At 37.2% G+C, this 20,961-nt stretch carries 33 protein-coding genes and 1 other annotated feature; of the genes, 8 read left to right on the top strand and 25 right to left on the bottom strand.

Translation table 11 applies throughout. From position 1 onward, the window contains the following. The first annotated feature begins 18 nt into the window (after window positions 1–18). Entirely contained in the window at window positions 19–1,026 is a 1,008-nt protein-coding gene (locus tag P7D84_RS02845; RefSeq protein WP_311801490.1) for a LacI family DNA-binding transcriptional regulator, read from the top strand. A gap of 283 nt (window positions 1,027–1,309) precedes the next feature. Here the strand turns inward: P7D84_RS02845 and P7D84_RS02840 are convergent, their stop codons facing one another. Beyond that, entirely contained in the window at window positions 1,310–1,555 is a 246-nt protein-coding gene (locus tag P7D84_RS02840; protein ID WP_137603803.1) for a GlsB/YeaQ/YmgE family stress response membrane protein, read from the bottom strand. A 445-nt stretch (window positions 1,556–2,000) separates the two neighbouring features. On the opposite strand from P7D84_RS02840, the gene P7D84_RS02835 reads away from it, so the two are divergent. Next, window positions 2,001–3,335 carry an amino acid permease gene (locus P7D84_RS02835; protein ID WP_311804931.1) on the top strand — a complete coding sequence of 445 codons (1,335 nt, stop codon included), beginning with the start codon at window positions 2,001–2,003 and terminating at the stop codon, window positions 3,333–3,335. A gap of 96 nt (window positions 3,336–3,431) precedes the next feature. Here the strand turns inward: P7D84_RS02835 and P7D84_RS02830 are convergent, their stop codons facing one another. Next, window positions 3,432–3,833, bottom strand: a complete 402-nt coding sequence (locus tag P7D84_RS02830) for an organic hydroperoxide resistance protein (protein ID WP_311804930.1) — start codon at window positions 3,831–3,833, stop codon at window positions 3,432–3,434. Between the two features lie 391 nt (window positions 3,834–4,224). On the opposite strand from P7D84_RS02830, the gene P7D84_RS02825 reads away from it, so the two are divergent. After that, window positions 4,225–4,371 carry a hypothetical protein gene (locus P7D84_RS02825; RefSeq protein WP_170999783.1) on the top strand — a complete coding sequence of 49 codons (147 nt, stop codon included), beginning with the start codon at window positions 4,225–4,227 and terminating at the stop codon, window positions 4,369–4,371. Window positions 4,372–5,048: 677 nt separating this feature from the next. On the opposite strand, the gene P7D84_RS02820 is transcribed toward P7D84_RS02825, so the two are convergent. The 15 genes from P7D84_RS02820 to P7D84_RS02750 all read right to left on the bottom strand — a co-directional run bounded on the left by P7D84_RS02820 (window position 5,049) and on the right by P7D84_RS02750 (window position 11,389). Continuing rightward, window positions 5,049–5,420 carry a hypothetical protein gene (locus tag P7D84_RS02820; protein WP_311804929.1) on the bottom strand — a complete coding sequence of 124 codons (372 nt, stop codon included), beginning with the start codon at window positions 5,418–5,420 and terminating at the stop codon, window positions 5,049–5,051. 59 nt (window positions 5,421–5,479) lie between these two features. Beyond that, on the bottom strand, window positions 5,480–6,208 hold the full coding sequence (locus P7D84_RS02815) for a hypothetical protein (protein ID WP_311804928.1): 729 nt from the start codon (window positions 6,206–6,208) through the stop codon (window positions 5,480–5,482). Further along, window positions 6,205–6,462, bottom strand: a complete 258-nt coding sequence (locus P7D84_RS02810; protein WP_311804927.1) for a hypothetical protein — start codon at window positions 6,460–6,462, stop codon at window positions 6,205–6,207. Before P7D84_RS02810 ends, P7D84_RS02815 begins: the two co-directional genes overlap by 4 nt. Then, the gene (locus tag P7D84_RS02805) at window positions 6,452–6,667 is read right to left on the bottom strand and encodes a hypothetical protein (protein WP_311804926.1); all 216 of its coding nucleotides are present in this window, start codon (window positions 6,665–6,667) and stop codon (window positions 6,452–6,454) included. Before P7D84_RS02805 ends, P7D84_RS02810 begins: the two co-directional genes overlap by 11 nt. Continuing rightward, the gene (locus P7D84_RS02800; RefSeq protein ID WP_137610003.1) at window positions 6,660–7,037 is read right to left on the bottom strand and encodes a phage replication protein; all 378 of its coding nucleotides are present in this window, start codon (window positions 7,035–7,037) and stop codon (window positions 6,660–6,662) included. Before P7D84_RS02800 ends, P7D84_RS02805 begins: the two co-directional genes overlap by 8 nt. Before the next feature lie 236 nt (window positions 7,038–7,273). After that, window positions 7,274–7,420, bottom strand: a complete 147-nt coding sequence (locus P7D84_RS02795) for a hypothetical protein (RefSeq protein WP_311804925.1) — start codon at window positions 7,418–7,420, stop codon at window positions 7,274–7,276. Continuing rightward, a complete protein-coding gene (locus tag P7D84_RS02790) occupies window positions 7,413–7,901 on the bottom strand; it encodes a hypothetical protein (RefSeq protein WP_311804924.1) in 489 nt (162 codons plus the stop codon). The genes P7D84_RS02795 and P7D84_RS02790 overlap by 8 nt, the downstream gene beginning before the upstream one ends. 65 nt (window positions 7,902–7,966) lie before the next feature. Beyond that, a complete protein-coding gene (locus P7D84_RS02785) occupies window positions 7,967–8,779 on the bottom strand; it encodes a YggL 50S ribosome-binding family protein (RefSeq protein ID WP_311804923.1) in 813 nt (270 codons plus the stop codon). A gap of 16 nt (window positions 8,780–8,795) precedes the next feature. Continuing rightward, window positions 8,796–9,092, bottom strand: a complete 297-nt coding sequence (locus P7D84_RS02780; RefSeq protein WP_311804922.1) for a hypothetical protein — start codon at window positions 9,090–9,092, stop codon at window positions 8,796–8,798. Between the two features lie 49 nt (window positions 9,093–9,141). Continuing rightward, window positions 9,142–9,504: a hypothetical protein gene (locus P7D84_RS02775; RefSeq protein ID WP_311804921.1), complete on the bottom strand. Its 363-nt coding sequence runs from the start codon at window positions 9,502–9,504 to the stop codon at window positions 9,142–9,144. After that, window positions 9,505–9,663, bottom strand: coding sequence for a hypothetical protein (locus tag P7D84_RS02770; RefSeq protein WP_185066953.1), 159 nt, complete (start codon window positions 9,661–9,663; stop codon window positions 9,505–9,507). 138 nt (window positions 9,664–9,801) lie between these two features. Beyond that, window positions 9,802–10,422 carry a BRO-N domain-containing protein gene (locus P7D84_RS02765; RefSeq protein WP_311804920.1) on the bottom strand — a complete coding sequence of 207 codons (621 nt, stop codon included), beginning with the start codon at window positions 10,420–10,422 and terminating at the stop codon, window positions 9,802–9,804. Continuing rightward, entirely contained in the window at window positions 10,419–10,733 is a 315-nt protein-coding gene (locus tag P7D84_RS02760) for a hypothetical protein (protein WP_311804919.1), read from the bottom strand. Before P7D84_RS02760 ends, P7D84_RS02765 begins: the two co-directional genes overlap by 4 nt. A 139-nt stretch (window positions 10,734–10,872) precedes the next feature. Further along, window positions 10,873–11,166, bottom strand: coding sequence for a helix-turn-helix transcriptional regulator (locus tag P7D84_RS02755; RefSeq protein WP_311804918.1), 294 nt, complete (start codon window positions 11,164–11,166; stop codon window positions 10,873–10,875). Between the two features lie 34 nt (window positions 11,167–11,200). Next, a complete protein-coding gene (locus P7D84_RS02750; protein WP_311804917.1) occupies window positions 11,201–11,389 on the bottom strand; it encodes a hypothetical protein in 189 nt (62 codons plus the stop codon). A gap of 129 nt (window positions 11,390–11,518) precedes the next feature. Here P7D84_RS02750 and P7D84_RS02745 point away from each other — a divergent pair, with 129 nt between their 5' ends. Beyond that, complete coding sequence (locus P7D84_RS02745; protein ID WP_311804916.1) at window positions 11,519–12,214, top strand: helix-turn-helix domain-containing protein; 696 nt, start codon at window positions 11,519–11,521, stop codon at window positions 12,212–12,214. Window positions 12,215–12,262: 48 nt separating this feature from the next. Then, a complete protein-coding gene (locus P7D84_RS02740; protein ID WP_311804915.1) occupies window positions 12,263–13,405 on the top strand; it encodes a site-specific integrase in 1,143 nt (380 codons plus the stop codon). A 175-nt stretch (window positions 13,406–13,580) separates the two neighbouring features. Here P7D84_RS02740 and rplL read toward each other — a convergent pair whose 3' ends face one another. The 4 genes from rplL to rplK all read right to left on the bottom strand — a co-directional run bounded on the left by rplL (window position 13,581) and on the right by rplK (window position 15,945). Then, entirely contained in the window at window positions 13,581–13,952 is a 372-nt protein-coding gene (gene rplL, locus P7D84_RS02735; RefSeq protein ID WP_010746467.1) for a 50S ribosomal protein L7/L12, read from the bottom strand. A gap of 50 nt (window positions 13,953–14,002) precedes the next feature. Then, window positions 14,003–14,503: a 50S ribosomal protein L10 gene (rplJ, locus tag P7D84_RS02730; RefSeq protein WP_137603806.1), complete on the bottom strand. Its 501-nt coding sequence runs from the start codon at window positions 14,501–14,503 to the stop codon at window positions 14,003–14,005. Window positions 14,504–14,547: 44 nt separating this feature from the next. Continuing rightward, window positions 14,548–14,674: a sequence feature (ribosomal protein L10 leader region), on the bottom strand. A gap of 55 nt (window positions 14,675–14,729) precedes the next feature. Then, on the bottom strand, window positions 14,730–15,419 hold the full coding sequence (gene rplA, locus P7D84_RS02725; protein ID WP_137603807.1) for a 50S ribosomal protein L1: 690 nt from the start codon (window positions 15,417–15,419) through the stop codon (window positions 14,730–14,732). A gap of 103 nt (window positions 15,420–15,522) precedes the next feature. Then, window positions 15,523–15,945, bottom strand: a complete 423-nt coding sequence (gene rplK / locus P7D84_RS02720) for a 50S ribosomal protein L11 (protein ID WP_137603808.1) — start codon at window positions 15,943–15,945, stop codon at window positions 15,523–15,525. A gap of 298 nt (window positions 15,946–16,243) precedes the next feature. Here rplK and sdaAB point away from each other — a divergent pair, with 298 nt between their 5' ends. Further along, complete coding sequence (gene sdaAB / locus P7D84_RS02715; protein ID WP_137603809.1) at window positions 16,244–16,918, top strand: L-serine ammonia-lyase, iron-sulfur-dependent subunit beta; 675 nt, start codon at window positions 16,244–16,246, stop codon at window positions 16,916–16,918. A 104-nt stretch (window positions 16,919–17,022) separates the two neighbouring features. Beyond that, window positions 17,023–17,907, top strand: coding sequence for an L-serine ammonia-lyase, iron-sulfur-dependent, subunit alpha (sdaAA, locus tag P7D84_RS02710; protein ID WP_311804914.1), 885 nt, complete (start codon window positions 17,023–17,025; stop codon window positions 17,905–17,907). An 80-nt stretch (window positions 17,908–17,987) separates the two neighbouring features. On the opposite strand, the gene P7D84_RS02705 is transcribed toward sdaAA, so the two are convergent. From P7D84_RS02705 to rpmG, 4 genes are all read right to left on the bottom strand, one after another. Continuing rightward, window positions 17,988–18,827, bottom strand: a complete 840-nt coding sequence (locus P7D84_RS02705) for an alpha/beta fold hydrolase (RefSeq protein WP_446493932.1) — start codon at window positions 18,825–18,827, stop codon at window positions 17,988–17,990. Between the two features lie 180 nt (window positions 18,828–19,007). Then, window positions 19,008–19,550 carry a transcription termination/antitermination protein NusG gene (nusG, locus tag P7D84_RS02700; RefSeq protein ID WP_137603902.1) on the bottom strand — a complete coding sequence of 181 codons (543 nt, stop codon included), beginning with the start codon at window positions 19,548–19,550 and terminating at the stop codon, window positions 19,008–19,010. A gap of 96 nt (window positions 19,551–19,646) precedes the next feature. Continuing rightward, the gene (gene secE, locus P7D84_RS02695) at window positions 19,647–19,817 is read right to left on the bottom strand and encodes a preprotein translocase subunit SecE (protein WP_137603811.1); all 171 of its coding nucleotides are present in this window, start codon (window positions 19,815–19,817) and stop codon (window positions 19,647–19,649) included. 24 nt (window positions 19,818–19,841) lie between these two features. Further along, window positions 19,842–19,994, bottom strand: a complete 153-nt coding sequence (rpmG, locus tag P7D84_RS02690; protein ID WP_137603812.1) for a 50S ribosomal protein L33 — start codon at window positions 19,992–19,994, stop codon at window positions 19,842–19,844. Between the two features lie 308 nt (window positions 19,995–20,302). Between rpmG and cbpA the strand changes: the two genes are divergently transcribed. Further along, window positions 20,303–20,944: a cyclic di-AMP binding protein CbpA gene (gene cbpA, locus P7D84_RS02685; RefSeq protein WP_137603813.1), complete on the top strand. Its 642-nt coding sequence runs from the start codon at window positions 20,303–20,305 to the stop codon at window positions 20,942–20,944. Window positions 20,945–20,961 lie beyond the last annotated feature (17 nt).

Raw genomic sequence — 20,961 nt, 5'->3', positions numbered from 1 at the left:
AAGAAAGGAGAGCGAAAAATTATGACTACCGTTAAAGATGTGGCGAAAAAAGCAAACGTCTCTCCTTCAACTGTTTCCCGTGTAATTAATGATCACCCTAGCATCTCTAGTGAAACAAAACAGCGAGTACGTAAAATTATGGATGCAATGGGCTATTATCCCAATATCACTGCGAGAAATCTTGGTACACAACGAGCCAATTCGTTAGGCGTGATCTTACCACCGTTAGATTCACGTGAACGCTTAGGCAATCCACTTTATTTGGAATTACTAAATGCAGTCAATGAGACAGCTGCAGAATTTCAAGTAACGACGGCTGTTGCCTCAGCTGATAACAGTCAGACTCTTTTGGAGAATGTCACACGGATGCATCGCCAAAAACAAGTCGACGGCTTTATTCTCGCTTATTCTGAAAAAGATGATCCTGTTGTGGACTATCTCTATCACCACCAAGTGCCTTTTACATTGATCGGACGTCCTGCAAAAAGAGAAACTGACATTGTTTATGTTGACAACGACAATCAATTGCTGGGAAAACAAGCAACCGAGCATTTACTCGCAAAAGGACATAAAAATATCTTATTCGTATCCAATGTAAATCAAGAAGTCATTTTCTTTGAACGTTACTTTGGTTATCAAGAAGCGATGATGTTGCAAGGCTTACCTACTCATCCGCCCTTGACGATGCTGCAACCAGAAGATTACACTCAATTCCCTGAACTAATCAAAGAAACTGGGGCAACTGCGCTAGTTGTGATTGATGATATTTTTGCCTTACGTATGATTCAATTGGCAACATTACATGGATACAAAGTCCCAGATGACTTATCTGTGATCAGTTTTAATAATTCCATTTTTGCAACACTAGTCCATCCATATTTAACAACGATCGACATCGACATTTCAGATCTCGGCCGTTTAGGTACGCAAAAATTAATGGAACAAATAAACCATCAACAATCAAGCGGGGTTCAATTAGTCGTACCGCACCACTTGATTCAAAGAGAGACAGTCCGTACAATCTAAGCCTAAAAGCGACCTACCTAAGTGCTGGTAGATCGCTTTTTTAGTCCTAATAATCCTATAATATTAAAAATAATTACAAATAAAATGATCGAGTTATTGTTCAGGTTAATGATAAAACCAACTCAGGAAGGCATTAAAAAATCGTACCTTAAACAAGGTACGACCAATAATTATTTGATTTACTACTTATTAAGACTTAGGAATTTTGATAATAACCACCGATAGTTTGGCCTCTAGCATCCTCGCCAATCGAAATTACACTACAACGAACTGCTATCAAAAGCTACTTTCTTTTCCCAAGGAAGAAAGAAATTACTGCAACGACAATGACAGCACCAACAATAGAAGGAATCAATGCCATCCCTGCTAAGCTAGGTCCCCATGATCCTAGCAATGCTTGACCAAGGGCAGCACCAACCAGACCTGCGACAATATTTGCGATCCATCCCATCGAGCCGCCTTTTTTAGTAATTGCACCTGCGATCGCACCGATTACTGCACCGATAATTAATGTCCATAACCAACTCATTTGTCTCTCCTTCTTTCTTTACAGAATAATTACACCATTATTTTATAAAGTATCTGAATGTTTTTCTATTTATTTGCTTAAAATATAACCGTCTCAATTTGTTGATGGTTTTACAAACATCTTCCCCTTAGGCTCTCTCACTGATTTAATAGCTACACCAAAAAATTCTATCAACTAGAAATTTTTGAAGATGTAGGATTCATATGGATTCTCTGTCTCTTTACTTTCTCATCATTTTATACGAATACATGTTTTTAATCTAAAAACGAAACAATATTTTTGTTTTTTAATGAATTAGAACTAATTATTTTTAAAAAATGAAAATAAAATGAAATTTCTTTCATTAGAATAAAATTATCTGAATATTTTGGTATTATAGATGGATAATTATCTGAATATTAGCAATCTAAAAATTATTCTATCTATTATAGGAATGAGGAACTTTATGGAAAATAAACTACAAAAACAAATGACTTCTCGCCACATCATGATGTTGGCCCTTGGCGGTGCAATCGGTGCGGGATTATTCAAAGGCAGCGGCGAAGCAATCGGTATTGCAGGTCCTTCGGTTATCCTCGCCTTTTTACTTGGTGGGTTGGTTCTTTTTATCGTTATGAATGGTTTAGGCCGTTTAGTTTTAAATGGGGACAACGTCCAAGGGTTATCAGGAATCATCAAACCATTTTTAGGAGAACGAACAGCCGATTTTATTGACTGGTTGTACTGGTCATTATGGATGGTCAATATTATCGCCGAAGCAGTTGCTGCAGCAAGTTTTATGCAATTATGGTTTCCTCATGTACCTTCCTGGGTCTTTGTATTGCTCTTAGCGCTTCTGACGACAGTGATAAATTTGTATTCTGTTCGCTTGTTTGCTGAAACAGAATATTGGTTGGCTTTTATTAAAATTGCTGTGATCATTATTTTAATTATTTTTAGTACGTACCTAGTTGCTCATGAAATATTCAACATCGGATTTCTTGATACGATCTCTCGCATGAACAGTCACGGTGGATTTGCTCCTCATGGATTGAGCGGATTAGTTAATTCTCTTCTAGTCGTTATTTACTCTTACGGCGGATCTGAATTGATCGCTATTACTGTTAGTGAGACAGAAGACCCTAAAACAGCAATCCCTAAAGCCATTAAAGGTGTCATGGGAAGAATCATTTCATTTTATATCATCCCTATGACTTTGCTTTTAATCATTTATCGCTGGGATGCTTTAGCTACAACGACTGCCAGTCCGTTTGTAATGGTCTTCCAAAAAATGCACATCCCTTTTGCAACTGATATTGTCAATTTCGTTATCGTATTAGCACTGTTTTCTTCAATAAACTCCGGTGTCTATGCTTCATCACGAACATTGTATTTCCGAGTACGGGAAAATGCTGGATTTACTTCTAAGTTAGCTGTTTTAAATAAACATCAAGTCCCACAACGTGCTGTTTTATTTTGTACAGGTACACTTTATCTTGGAGTCGTTTTATCTTACTTCTTAGGTAATAAGCTATTTAATTACCTAGTCGGTTCTTTATCTTATTCTGTTTTGCTTACTTGGTTATTGATCAGTGTTGCCTCCTTTATTCTAGCTTTGAAAAAAGGGACCCGCAGCGAGCGTTTCTTCAGCGGTTTAGTGATCCTCGTTCTAGGATTGATTTTTATAGGTATCCTGATGAACAATCCAATCGGTGTCACAATCTTTACTGCTGGTATTTATCTGGTGATTCTTTTTAGTTACCGGAAAAAACAAGTCGACGCATTATCAGAACAAGCCTAAAAAAGGTCTTATCACTTGGATGTGATAAGACCTTTTTTAGGCTTCTCTATTTTTGTTAAAACAAAAAATCTCCCATCATTGTGGGAGATCAATCTTTTATACTAATTTGACTTCTACATCAATATTTCCTTTAGTTGCTTTTGAATAGGGACAGAATTCATTCGCTTCTTCAACGACTTTTTGTGCCTCTTCTTTTTTCACACCAGGTAGTGAAACTTCTAAAATCACTCCGATTTGATACCCGCCATCATCAAGCTGGTATAATGATACACGAGCTTTTACTTCGGCATCTGACTCAAGTTTATGCTCTTCCAACATATGGTGAACGGCACCATTAAAACAAGAAGCGTAGCCTGCTGCAAATAATTGTTCTGGGTTTGTCCCTTCTGCATGAATAGAAGGCGCTTCAATCTTCATCTTCATACTGCCATTTGGTGCTTGGACTTCTCCGTCACGGCCTCCATGATTAATCATCGCTGTTTCGTATAGTTTTTTCAAAATTTATCACTCCTTTTCTTCTTATCATTAGTCTACTCATTATTATTTAATAATACAAAGAACTTGCTCAAAAAGTAACCGCTGCCAAAAATATCCATTTCGCTTAATCTCTACACTACAGATTAATTTTACTATAGGAAAAATGGCTAAATCTATATTTGATTTTCGCCTTTTATCTATTAAACCAGAAGACCTCATAAAGCATCAGCTGAAGAACTTGCCTAGTTTGTTCGACTCATAAAATAAATTTTTTTATTTATATATAATTATTATTATCTGTGATATATTTTATCTATTTCACAGATATACACGATTATTTACGACATCTATTGACAGCGCTTTCTATTTCTTCTATAATCGTCACAGACTATCTGAAAGGAGCAACGCTCTTATGTATACAATTATTGTCCTACATAGTTACATTACCGCTAAGGGCAAGAGAACACATGATAAAAATTTAGCATGGCGTTTTAATACCGAAGAACAAGCAACCAAACTTGCTGACAAGTTAGGCGGGAGAGTAGCTAAAATTGGATAATCTTATAGAATAAATGAGATCAGCTTAATGACAAGCCGGTCTCATTTATTTATTTAAATCATCAGCACAAAAAAAAGACTAGAAGCCTTGATTTAACAAGGTTTCTAGTCTTTAAATAATTTGCAAAAATTATTTTAATGTTACAAAAAAGCACATATAATAGGAAGAAACTGGATATTTCTATTCTTTAGTATCACCATTTTCTCTATAATCTCATTACTACAATTTAACTGATAACATATTCAAGCATATTCAAAAACATATTCAAAACTCGATTAGTCTAGGGCAAGTAGCCGTTCACTTTGTGGGCGGTTTTTCTATACTCAAAAATAAGTAATAGCTTAGGACGTGAACTCCTTTACACCCTAAGCGGTCCCCCCCGTTGTTGGTTTTTCCTTGGTGATGTAACGATTCGTTCACCCAGCTTATGCACTGATTAAGTGCGTCAGCTAGCTCTCCATCGTGTAATTACCCACCTTTCAATCTAAAACGTGCTTAGAATGCTCCTGTGACACACACCTTTTTATTGCTCTCCACCAAAATAGATTGTCGCAAACCATTTATCCGGGTTCGGCTCCCATTTCTCAAGTTTTAGACTTCTAATCAAAGTTGCCGCCTCACGATCATTTGGTGTCAGCACCTGCAGATTCTTTCACCACCCTGTAATTTCTCAAGTTTTAGACTTCTAAAAGAATTTTTTGCAAAGTCTCCTCTTTTATATACGCCTCGTGGTAGCCCATATACTTCCTTTTCAGGCCATATACTTCACTGCTAGGCAAACGCTTTAGATAGGCGTTGAAGTGCTTTAAACGGTAGCTGTTGCGCTCTATTCTACGCTCCACAACGTCTATACGGTCATATAGGTTGACTATTTCGCTATCAGGACGGAAGCCTCTTGATACAATGCCCAGGGCGTTATATTCGAGACGGGTTGTCATGGACTGCTGGTAAAACTCCCGGTGAAGGCTGTCTCTACGGTTCTTTAGGCGTTCGATTGTTCTACCCAGGTTGAAGTATTCCTTAATTACCAACTCGTCCATCACGTCCACAAGGCAAGCCCCCTAAATATTATGTAAAGAGGCCACCGATAAGCAGCCTCCTAAATGATTTATTGCTGATAAGCTGAAACAATCTCCCGTAGTTGATCTTGAAAACTAGGTTCATTTTCTTTATCAAATTCTTCTATAAAGCGTGCTGCACTATCTACCGCATTCCCCATAGATTGAAAGCCAAATAATTCATTTACTGTCTTTGTCTTATCGTTAATGTTATCAACAAAAGCTCCGGCCATCGCTTTATAAGAAATTGCTACTTCGTTTGTAGTAGTCGTTACATTGTAGGTAGTAGAAAAATCTTTCATCACTTTCTCTAAGCTCGAAAATAATTTTTCTGCTTCCTCATATTTGTTGGTTAATTCAGGCAAGAATAAATCCTTTTGCTTAGCGATTTCTCCAATACGTTTCAGTGCAAGTGGTGTATCTTGGTATTGAAGCTGATACGGTGTTAAATCTTCAGCCGTTACGGTCTCCATGCCGCCCAAGAAATTCAAAACATCGATATCTTCCGGCGTTAAACTTGTTTTACTTTTATCTGCAATGGCTTTAATTCCAGCACGATCACTTTCAATCTGTTGCACGATTGCCTTCTTTTTATTTTCCATTGTAGTAAGTAGTTCATTTTCTAAGTTCGCTTTTTTCAGCTCGAAGCCCTTGCCTGTGAGAAGGTCATCAGCAAGTTTTTTCTTCATGTTATCCATATCTTGGGCATACTTATTGCTCAATCGAACTGCGGTTTCAATGTAATCAATTACCAATTTCGAGCTTTTCAATTCTTTCATTTTTCAATTCCCCCTATTTGTTTGACTGTCCCAGTTTGCCGGTATTCCAACGCCACTTGAACTTTTTCTTCTTGATCTAACTGATGAAATGCTGTTTCAAATTTTGAAAACGGCATAACTTGTGCTGTTGGGTTAGTTACCCAATCTTCTAGCCTATCTAAGTACACACTTATTAGCATTTCTTTCTGGTTAGTATGCAAAAATTCATTCGCTACAACCTTCTTCAAGCTTGAGATTTCATTTCTAAGGTTCATGCCATTCCCCCATCTCTATCTCAAAGGATTCCGGCTTGTACCCGGGATACTTAGCTAAGAAGTCCTCATACGACATCTTCTGACCGTCCACAAGCACAAACTCCTCTGCCTCATCTTCACCATTAATCATGAAAACAACGTCTTGCGGTGAAGCCTGTCCGACAATTTTCTTCAATCTTGCTATTTCATTTTTGAGGTTACTCATCTTGTCCCCTCCCAATGATTGACTTGATTTCCTCGATTTCTTTCTGATAATCATCAAGCTCTAAGCTACGATAGGCCACATCAAGCACATTCTTAGCGCTAGTTACTCGTGAAGCTGGTGGTGATTCTGTATTGTTCATTATTTCTTTTAGGACTGCTACCGCTTCCTCTGACGCTTTTTGCAGCCTAGCAGTAACTTGCTGCATTGCATCACGACGCAAACCTCGGTATTCGTCCATAAATTCTTTATCTTTTAGATACTTGTAGCCTGTTGATCTATTAATTCCAGTTTTTTTGCATGCTTCATCGATAGAAGCACATTCTAGCAAAGCTTTCAAAAAACGATCTTGCCTTATATTTAATTCAGCCATTTTTAATCCTCCTTTATAAGTAAATTCCTGAATAAAAACGATTGTCGTGGATCATCGTCTGTTGGATTTTCAGATTATTTGTTGACATAAAAAAGAGGACACAAGACAATTCGCAATAGATTGCGTTTCATCTCATATCCTCTGGTTCTTCCTAGTAAGATACTGTTATTCAACTTGCCTTATTATAGCACATTTACAACAAATTTTATACATTTAACTGTTGTTTTAATGCTGTTTTATCTCTTTTTTTCACCTAATAAGTGTGAAGAAATGACGTCATACTTTACTACTTTCCCATCTTTTATCAGCAAGGATACCTCACCATATTGAGGTAACTCGACTGCCACTGATTTTTTATTATTATCAATGTATACTTTATCCATTTACAACTCTCCCATCTTTATTTTTCATCTTCTCAATTTCTGCAAAAAACTCATCCGGTATTGTGGCATAACCTTTTGTTGTATCGTCTCCGGAAAGTTCAAAATTCAACGTAAACTCTTTACCATTTAATTTTATAAGTTGCGCCCCTGTGGCTCTCTCTCGCCATTGTGGGTCTTTAAGGTCGTAGTTCCATGTCTCAAGTCTAGCGTTCTCGACCTGCTTTAAACGTTCCTCCATTGCTCTGATCTGATTTTTAAAGCTTGTTAACCCTATTTGACGTTCTTCTTCTGTTCGTGCAATGAACATCCCTTTATTTCCGATACGTTCTGAAACAATAGGTACACCAGCTTTTTTCAATCGTTCTGTAGAAGAAAATACTTGGCGTTCACTTATTCTCAATAACTTACTGATTTCTCTGGTAGTGATTCGTTTCTCTGAACTTGGAATAAGTTTCAAAACTTGAAAATCAATGTCCTTCATACTATCTCTCCTTTACCAACATGTTTTGTTGCCCTTGTTGCTCTATTTGTTACTTTAAACAATCCTTAAAATGGAAGGTCTTCTTCAAATTGTTCGTTGAACTCTTCTTGTTCATTTGTAATATCACTTATATCAGTGAAACCTTTACGTCTCCATTCTTTTAATAAAGTAGTAACGTAAGCCAAAGGAGAAGCCACATCCCCTCTAAAAGCAGTCTTTTCAAGAGACTCATAGAGAAAATCAATGCCATATTCTTTAGACAATCGTTCTAGAGTTTTCATATCAAAATTTCCTAGCCTACCAATTTCAGATTGATAAAAATCAATACAGTCATTTAAATTAATAGATTCAGACTCATCCAAAGCATTCTCAGCATAAGAAAAGGTATCTTCTTCTAGTCTAGTCTGATCTAAACTGCTCTGCTCTATGCTTCCCTCTGCTGTCCTACCCTTTTCTTTACTTAACTGATCTATGCTATCCTTTGCTATGCTATACTGTGTATCCATGTTGGACACATTCTGTATACAAGGTGTATCCACGTATTTATACGACCTATTTTCGGTAGTATTAATGTGCCTTTTTTCTTCTAGGTGAATTGTTGGAGTGTACCGATCTTTTTGAATATAATTATTTAATTTCCAATCAGCAATTACTATTACTCCACTTTCGAATGAGATAATGAACTTTTTGGCTTCAAGAAGCTTTAAATCATCATCCGTAGCACTAGAAGCTCTTTTAACCTTTTTAGGACTTGCTACAAATCCATCATCATCAGCTTGGATACCTAGATGAAAATACAAATTTTGTGTTGTTGGTGGCATATCTAAAAATCTATCTGAATCAATTACATCTTTTGAAAACATTCTTCTATTAGCCATAATTTTGTACTACCTCCTAACTTGCGTATATCGCTTTATTTGTGCCATCTTCATTAAACCGATCGTTAAACACGAGCCACGCTTGTTGGGCTTCAAAACTGAGCCAATGTGGATTGTTATCCCCATTCACATCCGTCAAAACAGAAATAGTAATTTCTCGATTCCTATCATTCCCAACGCCAACCGTAGCCCCATGAGATAATATTGGCGTATCAATAGGGATTTCCTTGAAGCCCCAGCGATCAATCATTAAAATCCTTCCTGTTGGATTGCCAGTTGGATCATATTGTTTTTCCAGTAAAGTTTTACTCATGCACTTTCACCTCGCTCCAAAATGTTGGATGATAATATTCCCATATAAATCATTCAGGCACCTCTGTGAGCTGCAACTGTTCAAGTTCGTATTTCAACCCATCCCGAACAAATTCAGCACCTTTTAATTGATTCTGATATTTCACCCATGTATTGAACGTTTTTACTCGTGCTTCTCGTACATCAGTAATATTTAACCATTCAGTGAAAATCTGATTTTTTAACTCGTTGATTTCTCGACAAATTATTTTGTGATCTGCATGTTTTTTAAGTACGTACAAAACGGTTAGTTTTTCATTGAATGAATTTCCAAAGTAGGTTTTCCCGATATTATTTTCTAGTTCAGCGATCCCTTGATTAATTTCCTCTAATTCAAAGCTATCGAGTTGGTTTAATAGTTTTGTTTTGTACATCTACTTATGCCCTCCGGTTCTTAATTGATAGTCGTACTCGTCATAAGCAGTGAAGAGATATAACGCCAAACCTGTGAAGATGGCTATTTTTGCGATTAATGGTAATAAGCTAAGAATCCAGCCGATTAATATACTTGCGATAATTAAGTTTCGTTTCATAATAGTTCCCTCCGATTTTTTTATATGATATAATCGGACAAAAGAATATCGGGTTTTATCCCAATACGTTTGCCTTTATCCTGTCCGCCAAGACTGTTATGGATAACGGCTTTTTCTTTTGCCCTCATTTTTTTACTCCTAAGCTGTCTGCAATTTAGCAGAACGATTATAAATTTTCTCACTCACTGAAAACTGCAACCCATATTTTTCTTTAACAGCCATCAATTCCACCGTTTCATCTAAAATAGGTTCACGATCAACCAACATTTCAGGCGTCATATCTTCTTTTTTAAGCATTTTTGAATGTCCATAGATAGTTGAAACTGCTTTATTAGCGATCGTGTTGGCTTTGATATAGTCTCTTGGTTGTGGCTCAGTAATAGCGTGGCTTAATTTATCCATTGCTTCTTTTTGGTGTTCCTTGTCTAGCATTCGGAACACTTGAAACCCTTCAATACCAACTGACTGACGCAATTGTTTGATTACATCAAAAACCCAATCTTGAAATTGTTCGGCTTCTTTTTTATTCGATCTCATAATCAAACGATATAGTCCTTTTTCATTTAGGATCAACATTTTTTGCAATCCGCCAAGGGTAGGTACTTTGTACGCCCCCTTATAACGTGAGTCCATTTTTCTCAAAGAATCTTTGATACTCACAATTCCCAACGCTTCCGCCACATCTTTCGCAACCGCCCGCCACTCGTTATCAATTTCGACAAATCTTATAGTGTGTCCGTTCCAAATTTCTGTCTTCATTCAACGTCCTCCAGTTCAAGCCCTAGCAAGCTCGCTAACAACTCAACTTGCTGATACAAAATTTCTTGATACTCTTCAATAGAAAGCCGCTCTTGAAACTCTGCTTGCACTAAATCGTTCAAGCCCTGCAATACTCCGCTTACCGTTGGATCTTTAGGTAGCAATTTCTGATAGTCCATTTGCTCGTATAAGCAATTAAACGTTTCTTCTAGTGCTTCGCCTTCCAAGTTTGCTAACTCATTAGCAGTTTCTTCCGTGATAACTTTAGATAATGATTTGTTAATTGCTTCATTTTGTGTTATTAAATCCATTGTGATTCCTCCAATTTTATATTCCTAATACAATTTCTTACTTGATTAAATCCTTGATATAACAATCATTTGGCTATTATGACTACTGATTGAATATGTGTTTTGAATAGATTATTGCCTTTCTCGCCTGCCCTGGCATTTAAAATTGTTTAATAAAAGTCATAATCTCATCACGATCAAAATAATAGGTTCTTTCGCCGACACGGTGGTATTTGAGTCCTTTTGAAATAAATAGTTCTAGTTGTTGAGGACTGCAATCAAGGAAACGACAAGCTTCTTTTTTATTTAGAAGCTGCTTGATTCCAACTGTTCGTTTTGCTTCTTCCAATGCTTCTAAAGTTGTTTGAATCACTTGAGAAGAGATACTGTCCAATTGTTCTTTACTTAGCGTATGTGATACCTCAACTTTGAGCGGTAGCGTAGATTGATCCATTTAATCACCTCCTTTTTATTTAGAAACTTTAACTTTAGCCTTCCTTTTGTTCTTCCAATAATTCATCAATAGCTTTTTCAACTCGTTGCTTACGATCTTCACGCATTTCTGTTCGTAGCCATACAGATAAGCGACTGTCACTAATACCAACTACCTCTGCCACTTCCCAATTTCGTAACCGATTAATAAAAATACGATCACGAATATCTTGGTTAGCTTTCATAAAACACCCCTCCTTTTGTCTATTTTCGATATACAAACTTTATCACGTTTATCATAAGTAGTCAACAACAAAAGTTGTTTATTTTAAATTGACAATAGAGTATAATAAAATTTAGGAGGGCTATACTATATGAATAGACTGAAAGAATTAAGAGAGCAATCAGGTCTAAGCCTTGGGAAATTAAGCCAAGAATTAGAGAAAAAGGGAATAAAAATTGGTAGAGCCTCTTTAAGTAATTACGAAAGAGGCGAGCAAACGCCTAAAGAGGAAACCTGGCACTCTTTAGCTGATTACTTTAAGGTTTCTGTTCCCTATATAATGGGTCTTTCTAATGAAAAAAACGATGAAACCTCTAAAAATAGTGAAGAAATTGCAAAATTTATTATGAATAGTACAGATATTGAAGAGATTGCTGTAATTATGAAAGAAGTAGTAACTAGCGGAAATATTGAAACGGCTTCTAAAATTACTGGACTTTTAGGAAACTTTGCACTCTTACTTTCTGATATATCAAAGGCTGGAGAACCTGAAAAACTAGATAATCTTCAAGAAATTATTCTTTCAATTTCAGATATTATGAAACGTTCTTTATTCTTTGATTTAATTAGATATAATGATGAAATTAAAGAATATCATCAAAAGTACTCCATAGCTGGGAAGAGTATAAAAGAAGTAAGAGAAATCGAGAAAAAATTTCCTAAACCAAATCCCAAAATAAAGAGTATAGAAAAATCAATAATAGATTTTCAAACAGAATTATCAAAAATAAACGAAAAACTTACTGCAGACTTCTCTGACACTGTATCTAAAATTTACAAGAAATAACCTCTCCATACATATCTCGCTTGCCCTGGCTAGATAGGAGAAAACACAATGGCAACAATTACAAGCTACACAAAGAAAAATGGACAAAAAGCATGGCAGTTTCAAACTTACTTAGGAGTAGATGAAATTACAGGCAAGCAACGCTACACCACAAGGCGTGGCTTTGCGACTAAAAAAGAATGTACATTAGCACTCAACAAGCTATTGCTTGAAATTGAAGAACATGGCTTTATACAAAATAAGATTATGACCTTTGAACAACTTTATAAGGACTGGCTTCCAAAGTATCGAAACAAGGTCAAACCTTCCACGGTAGCAGCTACGATCACTGTATTTGATTTATATATCTTGCCACACTTCAAAAAGATGAGACTTGATAAAATTACTGTGGCTTATTGTCAAAAAGTTTTGGATGGTTGGTATGAGGAGTATCGAGGATATAAAGGTTTTAAGATGAAATTAAATTTAGTGCTTGATTATGCGGTCTCCTTGGAACTAATCGCCACTAATCCAATGAAAAAGACACAGACACCACGACAAAAAGAGAAAGATAAACCAGTCAACTTCTACACTAAGCAGCAGTTACAGGAATTTCTTTCTCTTTATGAGTCTGAAGGCGATCAAATGAAATATGTGTTCTTTCATCTCTTAGCTTATACAGGTCTAAGGAAAAGTGAAGCTCTCGCTTTGCAGTATTCAGATATTAACTTCTTAAAGCATGAGCTAACAGTAGGCCGTACAGTAGCAGTCAATGAAGATAGTGAGATCATTATACAATCGCCTAAAACTAAAAACTCTTACCGTACGATTAACTTAGATCCAGTAACTATGCAGCTACTCCAAGAATGGCAAAGGGAACAGCGGGAATGGTATTTCAAGCTAGGCTTTAATACTAACAAGAAAGACCAACTAATATTTAGTAATAACCAAAACAAAGCTATTCGCCCTTCCCTAGTCAATGGCTGGCTAAGGAACTTTTATAATCGTCATGAGGATATGCAAAAAATCACAGCTCATGGCTTCCGATTCACTCATTGCAGTTTGCTTTTTGAAGCTGGTGCAAGTATGAAAGAAGTTCAAGGAAGACTAGGCCATAAAGATGTTCAAACAACAATGAACATTTATGCTAAAGTCACACCTAAAATGGCTACGAATACTGGTGAAAAGTTTGCTCTATTTATGGCTAATTAAGCAAAAACCTATTCAAAATTGTTTAACTTTTGGGTCCTCGGACCTAGAAGTCCTATTTATGGCTAATTAAGCAAAAACCTATTCAAAAGCCTATTCAATTTTATTTTTATAAAATAAAAAAAGACTAGAAGCCCTGATTTAACAAGGTTTCTAGTCTCTAAATAATTCAGAAAAATTATTTTAATGTTACAGATGCGCCAACTTCTTCTAAAGCAGCTTTTAATGCTTCAGCGTCTTCTTTAGATACATCTTCTTTAACTGGTGCAGGAGCGCCATCAACTACAGCTTTAGCTTCTTTCAAACCTAAGCCAGTTGCTTCACGAACTGCTTTGATAACTTTAACTTTTTGGTCACCTACAGCTGTTAATTCAACTGTAAATTCTGTTTGTTCTTCAGCAGCGCCAGCAGCAGCTCCGCCAGCTACAGCAGCTACAGGAGCAGCAGCAGTTACGCCAAATTCGTCTTCGATAGCTTTAACTAAGTCGTTTAATTCTAAGATTGTCGCGCCTTTTAGTTCTTCGACAATGTTTTCAATGTTCAATGCCATTTTAATTTCCTCCGTTTAGGTAAGTTTTTTATTTTTTAATTAAGCAGCCATTAAGCTACTTCTTCTTCTTTTTCTGCGACTGCTTTCACAGCGTAAGCCACGTTGCGGACTGGCGCTTGAAGGACAGATAATAGCATAGAAAGAAGTCCATCGCGGTTCGGTAGTTTTGCAAGAGCAGTAATTTCTTCGATAGAAGCTACTTTTCCTTCAATGATACCGCCTTTGATTTCTAGTTTTTCAGCTGTTTTAGCGAATTCATCGATAATTTTAGCTGGGGCAACTACATCCTCATTACTAAATGCAACAGCAGTTGGTCCTGAGAATACTTCTTCTAATCCGTTCAAGCCAGCTTTTTCAGCGGCACGAACCAAGATAGAATTTTTGATAACTTTCATTTCAACATTAGCGTCGCGTAATTGTTTACGTAATTCAGTCACTTGTTCTACAGTTAAACCACGGTAATCGACGATAACAGCTGAAGCTGCTGCGCTGAATTTTTCAGTGACTTGATCAACGATAGCGGCTTTTTTAGCGATTGCTACTTCACTCATTATATATTTCACCTCCTGATTTTGATGGAAGAGCATTTTTTGCAAGAAAGCAAAAAAATACCCTATGCCACCGTAGACATAGAGGGACTATTGAATGTTCTCAATAAATGTCCTCGGTAGGAAATTAAGACTTGCGCCACCTACTGTCTTCGGTACAGTTAATAAATTAACCTCGACTAACTTACCACAGATAAGCTAGCCGAGTCAAGTATTTTTCTAAAATAAATTAGATAGCTGTTTGTTCAACATGGATACCAGGTCCAAATGTTGTTGTCAATGAAATGTTTTTGATGTATTGACCTTTAGCTGTCGCAGGTTTTGCTTTTACTAAAGTTTCATTGATTGTGTTGAAGTTTTCAACTAATTTTGCATCATCGAATGATACTTTACCGATTGGTACATGAACGTTACCAGCTTTATCCACACGGTAAGTTACTTTACCAGCTTTTACTTCTTCAACAGCTTTTGTAACATCCATTGTTACAGTACCAGTTTTAGGGTTAGGCATTAAACCTTTTGGTCCAAGCACACGACCTAATTTACCGACTGTAGCCATCATATCAGGTGTTGCTACAACAACGTCAAAGTCGAACCATCCACCTTGGATTTTTGCAACCATGTCGTCGTCGCCAACGAAATCAGCGCCAGCAGCTTCAGCTTCTTTTGCTTTTTCGCCTTTAGCGAATACTAAAACAGTTTGTGTTTTACCAGTTCCGTTTGGAAGCACAACTGCTCCACGGATTTGTTGGTCTGCTTTTTTAGGGTCTACGTTCAATTTGTAAGCAACTTCAACCGTTGCGTCAAATTTTGCGAAGTTAATTTCTTTTGCTAGTGCTACTGCTTCTCCAACTGGGTAAGCTTTAGTAGTATCAACTTTTTTTAATGCATCTTGCATTTTTTTGCTCTTTTTAGCCATTTTGTTTCCTCCTTGATGTGGTTATAACGGTAGAACCTCCCACGTGTTCCGTATCTTTAGATAGGGAGCCAACTGAGAAGCTACTTTCTTGGGTCGTCGATGATTATTCGACGGTGATTCCCATGCTTCGTGCAGTTCCTTCAACCATGCGCATTGCTGACTCAACGTTAGCAGCGTTTAGGTCTTGCATTTTCAACTCAGCGATTTCTTTTACTTGGTCGCTAGTAACTTTTGCAACTTTAGTTTTGTTTGGTTCGCCTGAACCTTTTTCAATTTTAGCTGCTTTTTTCAATAATACTGCAGCTGGCGGTGTTTTTGTGATGAATGTAAATGAACGGTCTTCATATACAGAAATCACAACTGGAATGATCAAACCTGCTTGATCAGCTGTACGAGCATTGAATTCTTTTGTGAACCCCATGATGTTGATACCCGCTTGACCTAGTGCAGGACCTACTGGGGGAGCTGGTGTTGCTTTCCCTGCAGGAATTTGCAATTTAACTAATTTTTCTACTTTTTTTGCCACGAGACAAACCTCCTTGAGTCCGTGATGTGGTTAATTGGAGATCAAAATTTCTCCTCCCACTTAAAACAGTGTGTACAAAGACACACTTTGATATCATAGCAGATTATGTATCAAAACGCAAGATAGATTTCTTACTGTTGAAATTTTTTGACAATAATAAAACGCTTCACAATCTCTTTAACTACTATGAGAATAACAAAATAAATTATTAATCTAGCTATTTTCAGAAAGCGGATATGTTACACTATGGTCGAATTGATGAGGCTTTTCATCGGATAAATTAAGGAGGGTTAAAATAATGGAAGTTTTAAAATATCGAAGTGTTTTTGACATTATTGGTCCAGTGATGGTGGGACCAAGTAGCTCACATACTGCTGGCGCAGCAAGAATTGGAAAAGTGTGCCGAATGATCTTTGGAGAACGTCCTGATTCAGTCGAATTTGATTTATATGAATCATTTGCCAAGACTTATCGCGGACACGGTACAGACATCGCGTTGGTTGGCGGTATCTTGGGGATGGAGCCAGATGATCCTCGTTTATCCGATTCTTTGAAAATCGCTCACGAACAAGGAATGGAAGTTTTATTCGTACCCAAAAAAGAGATCGCTGATCATCCAAACACGGTTACTCTCCGAATGATCAAAGGTGATTTAGAAATGTCTATCACAGGTGTTTCTATCGGCGGCGGTAACATTCAGATCACTGAATTAAATGGCTACAGCATCTCACTTGCCATGGGGAACCCGACTTATATCATTATCAATAAAGATGTACCTGGTTTGTTATCACGCGTTTCTGCAATCTTCATGAAACATGGATTAAACATCGGAAAAGTAACGATGACTCGCCAAACAAAAGGTGAAAATGGAATTGTTCTTTTAGAGATTGATGATACACCTGAAGATCCAGAAGCTTTAAGAAAAGAAATCAAACAAGAAAGCGACATTTTAAGTGTGACCTATTTCAAATAGGCAGCGTTTTCTCTTTTAGACTCACGGATTCTTTAAAAAATCGCTCGCTGCAGCCTATTTTCAACAAAGGCTGTTTACATTAACACGAATGAGGAGGAATTGTCATGTTTTACTCAATCCAAGAACTTGTCGAACAAGCAAAGGATTATCCTTCAGTTGGTGAATTGATGATCACAACTGAAATGGAATTAACAGATCGTACACGCGAAGAAATCATTGCGTTGATGGAACGCAATTTAGAAGTAATGGAAAACTCTATTGAAGAAGGCATCCAAGGTGTGACTTCAGTAACAAAAATCACTGGTGGCGATGCAAAACGAATGAATGATTACATTGAAAGCGGAAAATTCATGAGCGGCGAAACAATTTTGACAGCTGTTCGTAACGGGATTGCTGTCAATGAAGTCAATGCGAAAATGGGATTGGTCTGTGCCACTCCAACTGCTGGTAGTGCTGGTGTTTTACCAGGGGTTTTAATGGCCGCACGCGAAAAACTAAATCTAAGTCACGAAGAACAACTTGATTTTCTATTTACTGCAGGCGCTTTTGGTTTAGTTATGGCAAATAATGCTTCTATTTCTGGAGCTGAAGGTGGTTGCCAAGCTGAAGTCGGTTCGGCTAGCGCGATGTCAGCAGCCGCTTTAGTTGCTGCAAATGGCGGAACACCAGAGATGGCTTCTCATGCACTAGCGATTACTTTAAAAAATGTGATGGGCCTGATTTGTGATCCGGTAGCAGGATTGGTAGAAGTCCCTTGTGTCAAACGTAATGCAATGGGTGCTTCTCAAGCCTTTATCTCAGCAGATATGGCACTGGCTGGTATTCGTAGTGTGATTCCACCTGATGAAGTTGTTGAAGCCATGTATAAAGTTGGACGGGCAATGCCGCAAGTCTTCAAAGAAACAGCTGAAGGCGGTGTCGCAACTACACCAACTGGCTTACGTTTGCAACGTCAAGTTTTTGGTAATCCAGAAAAAGCGACCGTTTAATTTTTTGAATCAAAAAAGGAGTTGTGACAAAATTTTGTCACAACTCCTTTTTCTTTATTTCAGCTGTTTGTTGAACATTTTTACCACAAGAAGTCAGCGACTGCTTGATCGACTTCAAGGTTTTCATGTAATTGACTATGTTGTGCATGTGGTCCGGTAAATACTTGATACGTGATCGGATTACCATGAGCTTTTAGCAGCGGATAAGTCGCTAATGCACTCGTCAATGGAACAGTCCCATCCGTTGTGGAATCTTCAGCTAATTTTCCCGCTAATAATAAAATCGGCAATTGATCAGGGATATTACCGATTCCATTTGTATAATCGACGTAACGGCTAGCTTCTTGACTAGGTCCATTTTGTAATAAATTATCGATTGATTGCTCTCCAGAAGTATCATCGAAATCATTGAATGGGGCACCGATAGAAATAAATTTTTTGATCATTGGTGCATCTTCTGGTTGACCATAGGTTGTCAAATAGCGTAATGAACTAACCCCACCCATCGAATGTCCAACTAGATTTATTTGATCTGCCCCTTGTTGTTTGACATATTTCAATACTTCATAGATCCATTTCGTTTGATTCCATTCATTATCTTTATTAGCTAAAAACAATACTTGGATACTTGGATTATTTTTTTTCTTGCTCAACTGACCATCAACTTGTAAACTGCCATCTGTTTGAACAGTAATGACCATCTCTCTTTGTGTTTTACCTGCATTTGTTAAGCGTTGAATCATCCCGCCGAATGAATTGGAGGTACCGCCATACCCGTGGATGAAAACTGTCGGCACTGTACTTTTCTCCACGTTTTCACTTGTCTTTGCAGCAGCTGAAGCTTGCAGCTTCTCTGTTTTTCCAACCTCCTGACTTTGTCCAACACTGCAACCAACAAATACCAAAAGAGTTGTTAGCATAAACAATCCGATGAATCCTTTTTTCAACACTTTCTCCCCGTTTCTCAATCCAATTTTTCTCCTACTATAAGCTCAAAGAAATCAGCAAATCAATCTTAAATTTATTATTTTTAAAAAACTTAGTTATTTGGCTTGCTCTCATCAAAAAAAGGCTGCGACAACAGTCACAACCTTTTTGCTTTAAATTTTATCGACTTGATCAAAATCCAGTTCTGTACTTGTTTCACGGCCAAACATATCGATATTGGCTTTAATTTTATCACGTTCTTCATCAATCTCGGTGATCACACCTTCGAGTCCTGCAAAAGCACCTTCAATGATTTTCACAGTCTCGCCAACTTCTACTTCAAGTTCATGCTGACGCGTGCTCATACCTAATGAACGCAAGATATGATTGATTTCTTCTGGCATCAATGGCGCTGGTTTGCTTCCGGCTCCATGAGAACCAACGAACCCAGTTACTCCTGGTGTATTACGAACCACATACCAAGAATCATCTGTCATGACCATTTCTACTAACACATACCCAGGAAATGTTTTATGAACGATCTCTTTTTCTTTGCCACCCTTAACTTCTGTTTCTGTTTCTTCAGGGACAACTACTCGAAAGATATAATCTTCCATACGCATACTTTGTGCACGTGATTCTAAGTTTGCTTTTACTTTGTTTTCATAGCCGGAATAAGTATGTAATACATACCATTGTTTTTCAAAAGATTCCATTTTCGCCATCGGCTCCTCGTCCTAAAATAAAAAAACCTCAGCATTCCCAAGGTTTTTTCTCTCAAATAGTATAACATGCTTTTTTAGAATTGGCTACTAGCGAATGATCAAATTGATCAGTGCTTGGATCGCTGTATCCATGATGAAAAACATCAAAGCGAAAATAATCGATGTTTCGATTACAACTAGCGAATCATGGCGCAATTGTTTTTTTGAAGGCCATGTAACAAGTTTCATTTCTTCTTTTACACTGCGTAAAAAACTCAATCGATTCTCCCCCTAGTTTATTAATTATTTTGTTTCTTTATGTATCGTATACTGATTACAATGTTTACAAAACTTATTGATCTCTAAACGCTCCCCGCGTTTGCCTTCACTCACTGATTTCGTATAATTTCTCGAACCACAGACTGTACAGGCCAGAGCCGCTTTTTTTGCTGCCATAGCGATCTACTCCTAATTCTTATTAATAATTTTTTATCAAGTTATCTGACATTTTTGTGGTGTATTATCCTTTGTTACTGCATAGTACAATGCTAACAGTTCCGATGCTTAAAAAAGCACAGTCATTGTCCCCACAAAGTTACAGACTAACAGTATCATCTATCCTTTTTTCTGTCAATCATCGATTAACCATTCTTTATTCGATGGAATAGATAACAGATTAGACTTATTGCCAAAATAAATTTCTTTCTCAGGTAGAATATGATAGTATGATGAAAGAATGAATAGCTTTATTGGAGGGTTATTGGATGTTACTAAAAAGTCTCGTTTACCCCAAAGAGAATTTGACAACGATCAATGAATCAACAACATTACAAGAGGCGCTGGACATTTTAGAAGGCACTGGCTTTCGTTGTGTCCCAATCCTGGATGAAAGCGATCAAATTTTCCGAGGCAATATTTACAAGATGCATATTTATCGGCACAAAGCAAATGGCGGCGACATGAATCTGCCTGTCACTCATTTACTTAAAAATGCAACAAAATTTATTTCATTGGATACTTCTTTTTTCAAGATTTTTTTCACGATCAAAGAGTTGCCATATATTACTGTTCTAGATGAAGATCATCACTTTTATGGCATTCTGACCCACAGCACTTTACTAAGTATGCTGTCACAATCTTGGAATATCCAAACTGGTAGCTATGTATTGACAATCGTATCAGCTGGAAAACGCGGCGACTTGGCGGCAATGGCCAAGATTATCTCTAAATTCACGCCTATCGCAAGTTGTATTACTTTAGATGTCGGCCAAGATTTTAAAGGACGACGGACATTATTCACCTTACCTGCAGGTGTAGATGAAAATAAATTGAATCAAATCATCGATTATCTTGAACGGAAACACTTTGAGATTCAAGAAGTAGAATCTTTGACAATGCATGATTAATCTTAAAATGGCAATCC

It is taken from the genome of Enterococcus dongliensis (assembly GCF_031927985.1).
GTDB classification, from domain to species: Bacteria; Bacillota; Bacilli; order Lactobacillales; family Enterococcaceae; genus Enterococcus_A; species Enterococcus_A dongliensis.
This window is presented reverse-complemented; position numbering and strand designations above follow the sequence as displayed.

Bases quoted from the DNA above. Each gene is read 5' to 3' on its own strand.
- P7D84_RS02705 (WP_446493932.1), bottom strand. From the start codon at position 18,827: ATGCTAACAACTCTTTTGGTATTTGTTGGTTGCAGTGTTGGACAAAGT.
- P7D84_RS02805 (WP_311804926.1), bottom strand. From the start codon at position 6,667: ATGAGTAACCTCAAAAATGAAATAGCAAGATTGAAGAAAATTGTCGGA.
- P7D84_RS02835 (WP_311804931.1), top strand. From the start codon at position 2,001: ATGGAAAATAAACTACAAAAACAAATGACTTCTCGCCACATCATGATG.
- nusG (WP_137603902.1), bottom strand. From the start codon at position 19,550: ATGGAATCTTTTGAAAAACAATGGTATGTATTACATACTTATTCCGGC.
- P7D84_RS02745 (WP_311804916.1), top strand. From the start codon at position 11,519: ATGAATAGACTGAAAGAATTAAGAGAGCAATCAGGTCTAAGCCTTGGG.
- P7D84_RS02840 (WP_137603803.1), bottom strand. From the start codon at position 1,555: ATGAGTTGGTTATGGACATTAATTATCGGTGCAGTAATCGGTGCGATC.
- P7D84_RS02765 (WP_311804920.1), bottom strand. From the start codon at position 10,422: ATGAAGACAGAAATTTGGAACGGACACACTATAAGATTTGTCGAAATT.
- P7D84_RS02740 (WP_311804915.1), top strand. From the start codon at position 12,263: ATGGCAACAATTACAAGCTACACAAAGAAAAATGGACAAAAAGCATGG.
- P7D84_RS02785 (WP_311804923.1), bottom strand. From the start codon at position 8,779: ATGGCTAATAGAAGAATGTTTTCAAAAGATGTAATTGATTCAGATAGA.
- P7D84_RS02795 (WP_311804925.1), bottom strand. From the start codon at position 7,420: ATGGATAAAGTATACATTGATAATAATAAAAAATCAGTGGCAGTCGAG.
- P7D84_RS02825 (WP_170999783.1), top strand. From the start codon at position 4,225: ATGTATACAATTATTGTCCTACATAGTTACATTACCGCTAAGGGCAAG.
- P7D84_RS02810 (WP_311804927.1), bottom strand. From the start codon at position 6,462: ATGAACCTTAGAAATGAAATCTCAAGCTTGAAGAAGGTTGTAGCGAAT.
- sdaAB (WP_137603809.1), top strand. From the start codon at position 16,244: ATGGAAGTTTTAAAATATCGAAGTGTTTTTGACATTATTGGTCCAGTG.
- cbpA (WP_137603813.1), top strand. From the start codon at position 20,303: ATGTTACTAAAAAGTCTCGTTTACCCCAAAGAGAATTTGACAACGATC.
- P7D84_RS02755 (WP_311804918.1), bottom strand. From the start codon at position 11,166: ATGGATCAATCTACGCTACCGCTCAAAGTTGAGGTATCACATACGCTA.
- rplJ (WP_137603806.1), bottom strand. From the start codon at position 14,503: ATGAGTGAAGTAGCAATCGCTAAAAAAGCCGCTATCGTTGATCAAGTC.
- P7D84_RS02790 (WP_311804924.1), bottom strand. From the start codon at position 7,901: ATGAAGGACATTGATTTTCAAGTTTTGAAACTTATTCCAAGTTCAGAG.
- P7D84_RS02760 (WP_311804919.1), bottom strand. From the start codon at position 10,733: ATGGATTTAATAACACAAAATGAAGCAATTAACAAATCATTATCTAAA.
- rplA (WP_137603807.1), bottom strand. From the start codon at position 15,419: ATGGCTAAAAAGAGCAAAAAAATGCAAGATGCATTAAAAAAAGTTGAT.
- P7D84_RS02815 (WP_311804928.1), bottom strand. From the start codon at position 6,208: ATGAAAGAATTGAAAAGCTCGAAATTGGTAATTGATTACATTGAAACC.
- P7D84_RS02775 (WP_311804921.1), bottom strand. From the start codon at position 9,504: ATGTACAAAACAAAACTATTAAACCAACTCGATAGCTTTGAATTAGAG.
- P7D84_RS02750 (WP_311804917.1), bottom strand. From the start codon at position 11,389: ATGAAAGCTAACCAAGATATTCGTGATCGTATTTTTATTAATCGGTTA.
- rpmG (WP_137603812.1), bottom strand. From the start codon at position 19,994: ATGGCAGCAAAAAAAGCGGCTCTGGCCTGTACAGTCTGTGGTTCGAGA.
- P7D84_RS02770 (WP_185066953.1), bottom strand. From the start codon at position 9,663: ATGAAACGAAACTTAATTATCGCAAGTATATTAATCGGCTGGATTCTT.
- P7D84_RS02800 (WP_137610003.1), bottom strand. From the start codon at position 7,037: ATGGCTGAATTAAATATAAGGCAAGATCGTTTTTTGAAAGCTTTGCTA.
- rplL (WP_010746467.1), bottom strand. From the start codon at position 13,952: ATGGCATTGAACATTGAAAACATTGTCGAAGAACTAAAAGGCGCGACA.
- P7D84_RS02780 (WP_311804922.1), bottom strand. From the start codon at position 9,092: ATGAGTAAAACTTTACTGGAAAAACAATATGATCCAACTGGCAATCCA.
- sdaAA (WP_311804914.1), top strand. From the start codon at position 17,023: ATGTTTTACTCAATCCAAGAACTTGTCGAACAAGCAAAGGATTATCCT.